The 7,553-nt window shown below is 73.0% G+C and carries 6 protein-coding genes; 4 read left to right on the forward strand and 2 right to left on the reverse strand.

Annotated features, from left to right (window positions below; translation table 11 throughout):
- Nucleotides 1–365: 365 nt before the first annotated feature.
- The gene (locus tag ACSNOK_RS02690) at nt 366–1,958 is read right to left on the reverse strand and encodes a methyltransferase (RefSeq protein ID WP_436778900.1); all 1,593 of its coding nucleotides are present in this window, start codon (nt 1,956–1,958) and stop codon (nt 366–368) included.
- 293 nt (nt 1,959–2,251) lie between these two features.
- Between ACSNOK_RS02690 and ACSNOK_RS02695 the strand changes: the two genes are divergently transcribed.
- The gene (locus tag ACSNOK_RS02695; protein WP_436778901.1) at nt 2,252–3,112 is read left to right on the forward strand and encodes a YqcI/YcgG family protein; all 861 of its coding nucleotides are present in this window, start codon (nt 2,252–2,254) and stop codon (nt 3,110–3,112) included.
- Here the strand turns inward: ACSNOK_RS02695 and ACSNOK_RS02700 are convergent.
- A complete protein-coding gene (locus tag ACSNOK_RS02700) occupies nt 3,052–4,290 on the reverse strand; it encodes a cytochrome P450 (RefSeq protein WP_436778902.1) in 1,239 nt (412 codons plus the stop codon). The genes ACSNOK_RS02695 and ACSNOK_RS02700 overlap by 61 nt on opposite strands.
- A gap of 281 nt (nt 4,291–4,571) precedes the next feature.
- Between ACSNOK_RS02700 and ACSNOK_RS02705 the strand changes: the two genes are divergently transcribed.
- The 3 genes from ACSNOK_RS02705 to ACSNOK_RS02715 form a co-directional block, all read left to right on the forward strand.
- On the forward strand, nt 4,572–5,978 hold the full coding sequence (locus ACSNOK_RS02705; RefSeq protein ID WP_436778903.1) for a hypothetical protein: 1,407 nt from the start codon (nt 4,572–4,574) through the stop codon (nt 5,976–5,978).
- A gap of 75 nt (nt 5,979–6,053) precedes the next feature.
- A complete protein-coding gene (locus ACSNOK_RS02710; RefSeq protein ID WP_436778904.1) occupies nt 6,054–6,308 on the forward strand; it encodes an MbtH family protein in 255 nt (84 codons plus the stop codon).
- Nucleotides 6,305–7,553: polyketide synthase (locus tag ACSNOK_RS02715; RefSeq protein ID WP_436778905.1), on the forward strand; the 1,249-nt coding region annotated here is incomplete at its 3' end. The genes ACSNOK_RS02710 and ACSNOK_RS02715, both read left to right, overlap by 4 nt.

Genomic DNA, 7,553 nt, shown 5'->3' on the forward strand with positions numbered 1-7,553 from the left:
CCAAGGGGCCGGATCATTGCGGTCATAGATTGGCGTGAATTCCATTTGCTCTTGGCGGGGGGTCGCTGAGTCGCATGGCCGACTTTTGGCCGGAACGCTGTCTTTGAACGGGCTTTACGAGATGATAACCATTGCCAATGGCCGCTACATGCAATCGATATTCGGCCACCGGCGGAGAAGCCGTTCCCGCTGTCCCGGCCGACGAACCACCCCCAGGAGGGCGACCGGGACAGATGTCCGCAAAGGGCGATCGCCACCCCGGATGCCCACAAGTGCGTAAAGTGCGTTGACGAGCCGCGGGCCCGTGTGCACAATGCGCCGGCGCGCGGTGGGAAGCGGCCGACGGCCGTCCGGGAACGGCCGGTTCACGCCCAGTGCAGGGACCGCAGCGCCCCGAGGTCCGGCGCGCCGTCCGCGGTGAGCGGGAGGTCCTCCAGCAGCACGAGACGGCCGGGCCCGGCCGCCTCGTCGGCCAGGCGCTCCCGCACATGGGCGCGCAGCTTCGCCGGGTGCAGGTTCTCCACCCTGCCGTACCACGGCCGGCTCACCGGCCGGCGCGGGGGAGCGGGCTCGGCCGGGAACCGCACCTCCGGCGCGGGGCCGCCGCCGTCCGGCGTCCGCACCAGCGCGACGTCGAACGCGCCGTCGGGCAGCGAACGGGCCCAGCTCAGACGGACGGTGTAGGGCGGCGCGCCGGCGTCCTCGCCGAGCTCCCACAGGTCCTCCGGCTCCACCGCGCCGCGGGCCGCCTCCGCCGCAGCCCGGACCACCTCGCCGGCCGTCGCCGGGCGCCCGGGCCGCGCCAGCAGCTCGGCGGCCATCCGGTCGGCGAGGATACGGGCGTTGGGCACGCCCAGCAGGCCCAGCGCCGCCGGCCGCTCCTCCGCCAGCCGCCGCCGCAGCTCCGCCACGCTCCCCACGGCGGACCACGGCTCCCACGCCGGCTCCACCGGCTCGCCGCCCGGGACCGCGTCCAGCCGGATCACCGCGTCGTAGCGGTACCGGTTCATCTCGGTGGCCCGCCGCCCGCGCCGGGGCAGCACCGCCACGTGCGCGACCCGCGGCAGCCGGCCGGCCAGACCGGCGAAGTACACCGGATCGATGAGGAGTTCGGTACCGGTGCAGCACCGCCGCTCGACGAGGACCTGCACCTTCTCGGCCGGAGCCCGCTCCGGCGCCCGGGAGAGCTCCAGGCCGGCGGCGAACGCCCGGTTCACGGCGGGCGAGCGGATGTCGCCGACGAAGAGGAACCCGCCCTCGGCGACGGCGTCCACCGCCCCGCGCACCACGCGGTCCAGGTACTCCTCGTCCGGGAAGTACTGCGAGACGGAGTTGACGACGAAGCCGTCCACCGAGCCCGGCGGCACCGCCGACAGGTCGTCGGCGGGCGCCTGGAACAGCTCCAGACCCTCCGGCGGGCGCCCCCCGAACGAGGCGCGGATGCGCTCGACGGCGCCGGCCGAGATGTCGCTCGCCAGGTACCGGTCGGTCCCGCCGACCAGCCGGTGCAGCAACAGGCCCGTACCGCAGCCCACTTCGAGCAGCCGGCGGGCGCCCAGCCCGCGGATCCTGCGGACCGTGCCGTCGACCCAGTCGCGCATGTCCTCCTCGGACAGCTCGGCGCCGGTGTAACTGCTCAGCCAGCCGCGGATGTCGAACGTCGGGTCCTCCGGTTCCGGCTGCGCGTACACGTGGTCGTAGACCCCCTGCCACTCCGCCACGTACTGCCGGCCGAGCTCCGTGCCGTCGGCGGCCACCGCCTCGTTGCGGCGCGGCAGCACATAGGCGGTGCGGGTCCGGGTCCCGTCGGCGTGCTCGTCGGCCAGGACCACCGAGCGCTCGACACCGGGGTGGGCCTCCAGGGCCCGCTCCAGCGCGCGCAGGCTCTCCTCGGTGATCTCGGCTACGGGGCCTTCGGTGCGCGGGGCGGCGGGCGTCGCCGGGACGGGAGCGGACATGTGCTTCTCCTTTTCCGGCCGGGCGCGCCCGCTGCGGGTGCGCCGGCGGATAACAGATGGCGGTGTGTTCCCGGCCGGACGGACCGGTAACCGGACCGGTAAAAAGCCCGGCCGAGAGGATCGGCGCACATGCTAACCGGCGGATTTCCCGCCCGGAAGGCGTCGAGGACGGTGTTCCGCGTCCGGCCGGAACGCGGTCAACACCCCTTTGTCCACTCCTGGTTGCACGGGACAATGCGTACCCAGGTTGGACGACCGGGCCCCGACGGCGCTGGTAGCGTCCTCGCCGACCGATGCCCTGGGTGAGGGGCAGCCTGCCGCGGAACCATAACCGTCGGGGTGAGACTGAATTGTCGGACAACGTCATTGGTGAAACCCCGGCATGGGGTCCCGCACACATAGAGGAATTGCAGCGGACGCTGCTCTCGGAAACCTCTCCCTTTCCGTGCACCTTCGCCGTGGCCGGAACGAAGAGGGACAGCCTGCGGTACGGATTCGTCGAATCGCTGGACGACGAGGACGCCTGGGCGCCGATGACCGGCCTGCTCACCGAATACCTGAAGAGGTACCGCGAACTCGGCCGGGAGACCTCCCTGATCGTCTTCTTCCGGCCGGACGGCGTGACCCGGACGCTGGAGCAGTACCGCGAGCGGTTCTGGGCGGTTCTGCAGTACCTGCACGACCACGACCACGAGCCCTGGCCCGCGGAGGTGCCGCGGGACACCGACGACCCCTGGTGGGAGTTCGCCTTCGGCGGCACGTCCATCTTCGTCGTCTGCAACACCCCGGCGCACGTGCTGCGCCGCAGCCGGCACAGCCCCGCCTTCTTCATCACCTTCCAGCCGCGCTGGGTCTTCGAGGAGCTGGGCGCCGACACCCCGCCCGGCGCGGCGGCGCGGCGGACCATCCGCAAGCGGCTGAGCCGCTACGACGCCGTCGAGGCGGCGCCCGAACTCGGCTCGTACGGCGACCCCGACAACCGCGAGTGGCGGCAGTACTTCCTCCCCGACGAGCCCGAGCCGGAGCCCGGGCCGGGCGCCCCCGCGGCCCGCTGCCCCTTCCGGCACGGCAGCGGGCCCGAGATCCCCGCCGGTCAGGCCACCGGCTTCGACAGCACCAGCCGCTTGACGCCGAAGATGGTCGGCGACTCGTAGGGCACCGGGGCCTCGGCGAACCGGGGCTCCGGGCAGCGCTCCAGCAGCCTGGTCAGCGCGATCCTGGCCTCCATCCGGCCCAGCGGCGCCCCGATGCAGAAGTGGATGCCGTGGCCGAAGGACAGGTGGGGGTTGGGGCTGCGCGAGATGTCGAAGGTCTCCGGGTCCGCGAACTGCCGCTCGTCGTGGTTGGCCGACAGGACCCAGGAGGCGACCATGGTGTCCGCCGGGATGTCCACCCCGCCCAGGGTGGTCTCCCGGGTGGTCAGCCGGTACGCCAGCGGGGCCGGCGGGCTGAAGCGGAGCACCTCCTCCAGGGCGGCGGGCACCCGCTTGGGGTCCGCCCGGAGCGCGGCGAGGGCCTCGGGGTTGTCGTTCAGACAGATCAGGCTGTTGCCCAGGAGCAGGGTGGTGCTGATGTGCCCGGCGAGCAGCAGCATCAGCGTGATGGTGAACACCTCGCTCTCGCTCAGCCGTTCACCCTCCACCTCGGCGGCCACCAGCCGGCTGAGCACGTCGTCCGACGGGTGCCGGCGCCGGCGGGCCGCGTGGTCGAGGATGTACGACTCCATCTCCAGCAGCAGGTGGTTCATCGCGTCCGGCACCTGGAGCCGCGCCGAGTCCACCGCGCCGGTGTCGTGGTGGGCCGAGACCAGCGCGTCGGCCCAGCCGCGGAACATGGCGTGATCCTCCGCCGGTACGCCCAGCAGCTCCGCGATCACGGTCACCGGCAGCGGGTTGAAGAACGCCTCCACCATCTCGACCTCGTCACGGCCCGCCATGGCGTCCAGCAGCCCCGCCGTGATCTCCTCGATCTTGCCCTCCAGCGCCAGCACCGCCCGCGGCGTCAGCGCCTGCGAGACCAGCTTCCGCAGCTTGCCGTGGCGCGGCGGGTCGGTCACGCTCAGGTGCCCCTGGAGCAGGCTGGGCACCGTCCGCTCGCCCTCCGGCGTCCGTACGGTGACCGGGGTGGCCGGGACCAGCCGGCCGAAATCCGAGGAAAAGGTTTCCGCGTCCTTCAGCATCCGCTGCGTCTCGGCGAAACCGAAAACCTGGTAGGTCCCCGTCGCCTCGTCCCGCAGCACCACATTCTCCCGGCGCCGCGCGGCCAGCCAGTCGCGCAGCGCGCGTCCGCCGTCCGCCGTACCGGGCGGTGGTCCGGTCACGGTCTCGGTCATGCGTTCCACACCTTTCCCCTTGTCGCCCCTCGGATTTCGCGCGCCCGGTTCGCATCCCGGCGGCGCAGCCACCATAACCGGCGGCCGGTCCCCGGCACACCACCGCAGGGCGTCAACTCCGGGTGGAGGAAGGGGTTTCCAACCCTGGTTGGACGACGCCAATCCACGACGCTGGTTGAATTCCCAGCGCTTGAGGTCGCGCGCGAGCAGTGCGCCACCCACCGGTGCCGATGTCCCACGAAGTGCCGAAGTCCCAGGGAAGTCCCAGGAAAGGGAAACGCATGAGCCCCGTCTCGCGCATCAGGAGCACGCCGGACGACCCCAACGGAATTGTCCGCCAATACGCGGCGAACGCTCCCTTCCGCAGCGCGACGGCGGCGGAAATGGTCAACCACGACAATCCCTTCCGGCGCCCGGTCCGGCCGCACGACCTCGGATTCCTCGACTACGGCGAGCCGCTGCCCGCCGACGAGGCGCTGCGCCTGCGCGGACTGCTCGGCCACCGCATGCTGCGCACGATCTACGACGCCGACCTCCTCTTCTTCCCGGCCGGCGGCGACGACCACCCCAGCCGGCAGGACGCCGCCGCGTTCCGCAGCGCGGAGAACCGGATCCTCGGCCGCAAGGCGGCCGTGGTCCTGGAGGACCACCTCTTCACCTGGCTGGACGAGGACCGGCCCGAGCCCGCCGGCACCGGCGTCGACGCCCTCGTCCGGCACGTCCAGGCCACCCTGGAGGAGCGGCTGGCCCGCCCCGGCCGGGCCCTGGAGGTCGCGGCGGGCTGCCGGCACCGGCGCGAGGCCGCGCTGTTCTCCGTCGTCCAGCTCACCGCGTCGCACCCCGCCGCGCTCAGCGCCGTCGGCCGCAACCTGCTCGGCGACTACGACACCGCCCACCCCGCCCTGCGCGGACTGCTCCTCGACGACTACCGCGACCGCGCCGGCCGCGCCCCCCTCTACCGGCGGCTGCTGACGGCGGCGGGCCTCAGCGCCGAGCCGTACGCCTACTGGCAGTTCCTCCTCTCCTCGTCCCTGGGCACCGCCAACCACCTCCACCGGGTCGCCCACGACCACGCGCGGTTCGGCGAGTTCCTGGGCGCCTGGACCCACCACCGGCTCGACGAGGCGGTCACCGCCCCGGCCCGCGCCGGCCTGGTCCGCGAGGGCCTCGGCATCGAGCACCCCGCCTACTTCGCCGACGCCCCCCGCCCGTCCGCCGACGAGCTCGCCACCCTGGTCACCGCCCTGGTGGGCCCGCTCGCGGAGCGGTTCGGGGAGGAGGCCGTCACCGCCTTCCACCGCGGCTTCGAGGACGCCCGCCGGCTCGCCGCCGTCCACGACGAGGACCTGGCCGTCCAGCTCGACTGGGCCGACCGCCTCGACGAGTACCGGGTCAAGGCCGAGAAGCTCGACGCCCTCATCCGCGAGCGGAACATCGAGGTCGACCTGGAGACCTTCGTCGAGTCCCACGAGGAGACCTCCACCACCCACGTCCACGACGACCACCGGCTCGTCGTCGTCGAGGTCGGGCAGATGCACTTCTGGAACAACGTCGACCAGCAGATCCCCATGAACGAGGGCGACAAACTGCTCATCCCCGCCGAGCGGCTGCACGGCTCGATGGTCCTCTCCGGCACCTGCACCTACCACCAGCCCGTCATCTCCGAGGACTTGCTGGCCCAGGTCTGACGAGAGCTCACCCCCTCGAACCGCCCTCCGAACGCCCGCCCGGCACTGCGCGAAGGACTTCCGGTGACACTTCCGGTGACAGAAGAACAAGGCGGCGACCGCTTCCGCGTGGTCGTCAACGACGAGGAGCAGTACGCGCTCTGGCCGGCGGACCGCGACAACGCGCCCGGCTGGCGCGACGAGGGCACCACCGGCAGCCGGGAGGACTGCCTGCGCCGCGTCGAGGAGGTCTGGACCGACATGCGCCCGGCGTCGCTGCGCCGGCGCATGGACGGCCCGGCGGGCGCTCCGGCGGGCGCCCCGGCGCCGGACGGGACGGACGCCCCGTGACCCGGCCCGACACCGTCCCCGGCACCGCACCCGCCGCCGACACCGCTCCCGGCCCGGACCGCGACCGGATCGCCGTCATCGGCTTCGCCGGCCGTTTCCCCGGCGCCGCCTCCGCGCGGGAGTTCTGGGAGCTGCTCACCGCCGGGCGCGAGGCGCACACCACGTTCACCCCGGAGCGGCTCACGGCGGCGGGCGTCCCCGAGGACCTGCTCGCCGACCCCCGGCTCGTCCGCCGCCGGCCCGTACTCGACGGCGTCGAGCTGTTCGACGCCGCCTTCTTCGGCTACACCCCCCGCGAGGCCGAACTCCTCGACCCGCAGCAGCGGTTGTTCCTGGAGTGCTCGTGGGAGGCGCTGGAGTCGGCCGGCTGGGACGCCTCCCGCTTCGACGGCTCCATCGGCGTCTTCGGCGGCGGCGGCCCCACCTCGTACTGGCAGCGCCACCTGTCCGCCAACCCCCGCTACCTGCGCGAAGTGGGGGAGTTCCAGGCGCTGCTCGGCAACGAGAAGGACTTCACGGCCCCCCGGGTCTCGTACAAGCTCGACCTGCGCGGCCCCAGCGTCAGCGTGCTCAGCGGCTGCTCGTCCTCGCTCGTCGCCGTCCACCTCGCCGCGCAGAGCCTGCTCGACGGCGAGTCCGACATGGCCCTGGCCGGCGGCGCCACCGTCTACTTCCCGCAGCACGCCGGGTACGTCCACACCCCCGGCGGCGTCAACTCGCCCGACGGGCACTGCCGGGCGTTCGCCGCGGACGCGGCCGGGACCGTGCCCGGCGACGGCGCCGGCGTGGTGCTGCTCAAGCGGCTGGAGGACGCCCTCGCCGACGGCGACCGGGTGTACGGGGTGCTGCTGGGCACGGCCGTCAACAACGACGGTGCCCTGAAGGCCGGCTTCACCGCGCCCAGCGTGCGCGGCCAGGCCGACGTGATCACCGAGGCCCTCACCGTGGCCGGCGCCGAGCCCGAGACCGTCTCCTACGTCGAGACCCACGGCACGGGCACCCCGCTCGGCGACGGCATCGAGGTCGCCGCCCTCACCGAGGCGTTCGGCACCGAGCGGCGTGGCTACTGCACCCTCGGCACCCTCAAGCCCAACATCGGCCACACCGACACCGCGGCCGGCGTGCTCGGCCTGATCAAGGTGCTCCTGGCCTTCCACCACGAGGAGATCCCGCCGGCCCTGCACAGCGACACCCCGCACCCCGACATCGACTTCCCCTCCACCCCCTTCCGCATCAGCCCCCGGG

Origin of the sequence: Streptomyces sp. URMC 126 (genome assembly GCF_051386555.1) — a bacterium.
Taxonomy (GTDB): Bacteria; Actinomycetota; Actinomycetes; order Streptomycetales; family Streptomycetaceae; genus Streptomyces.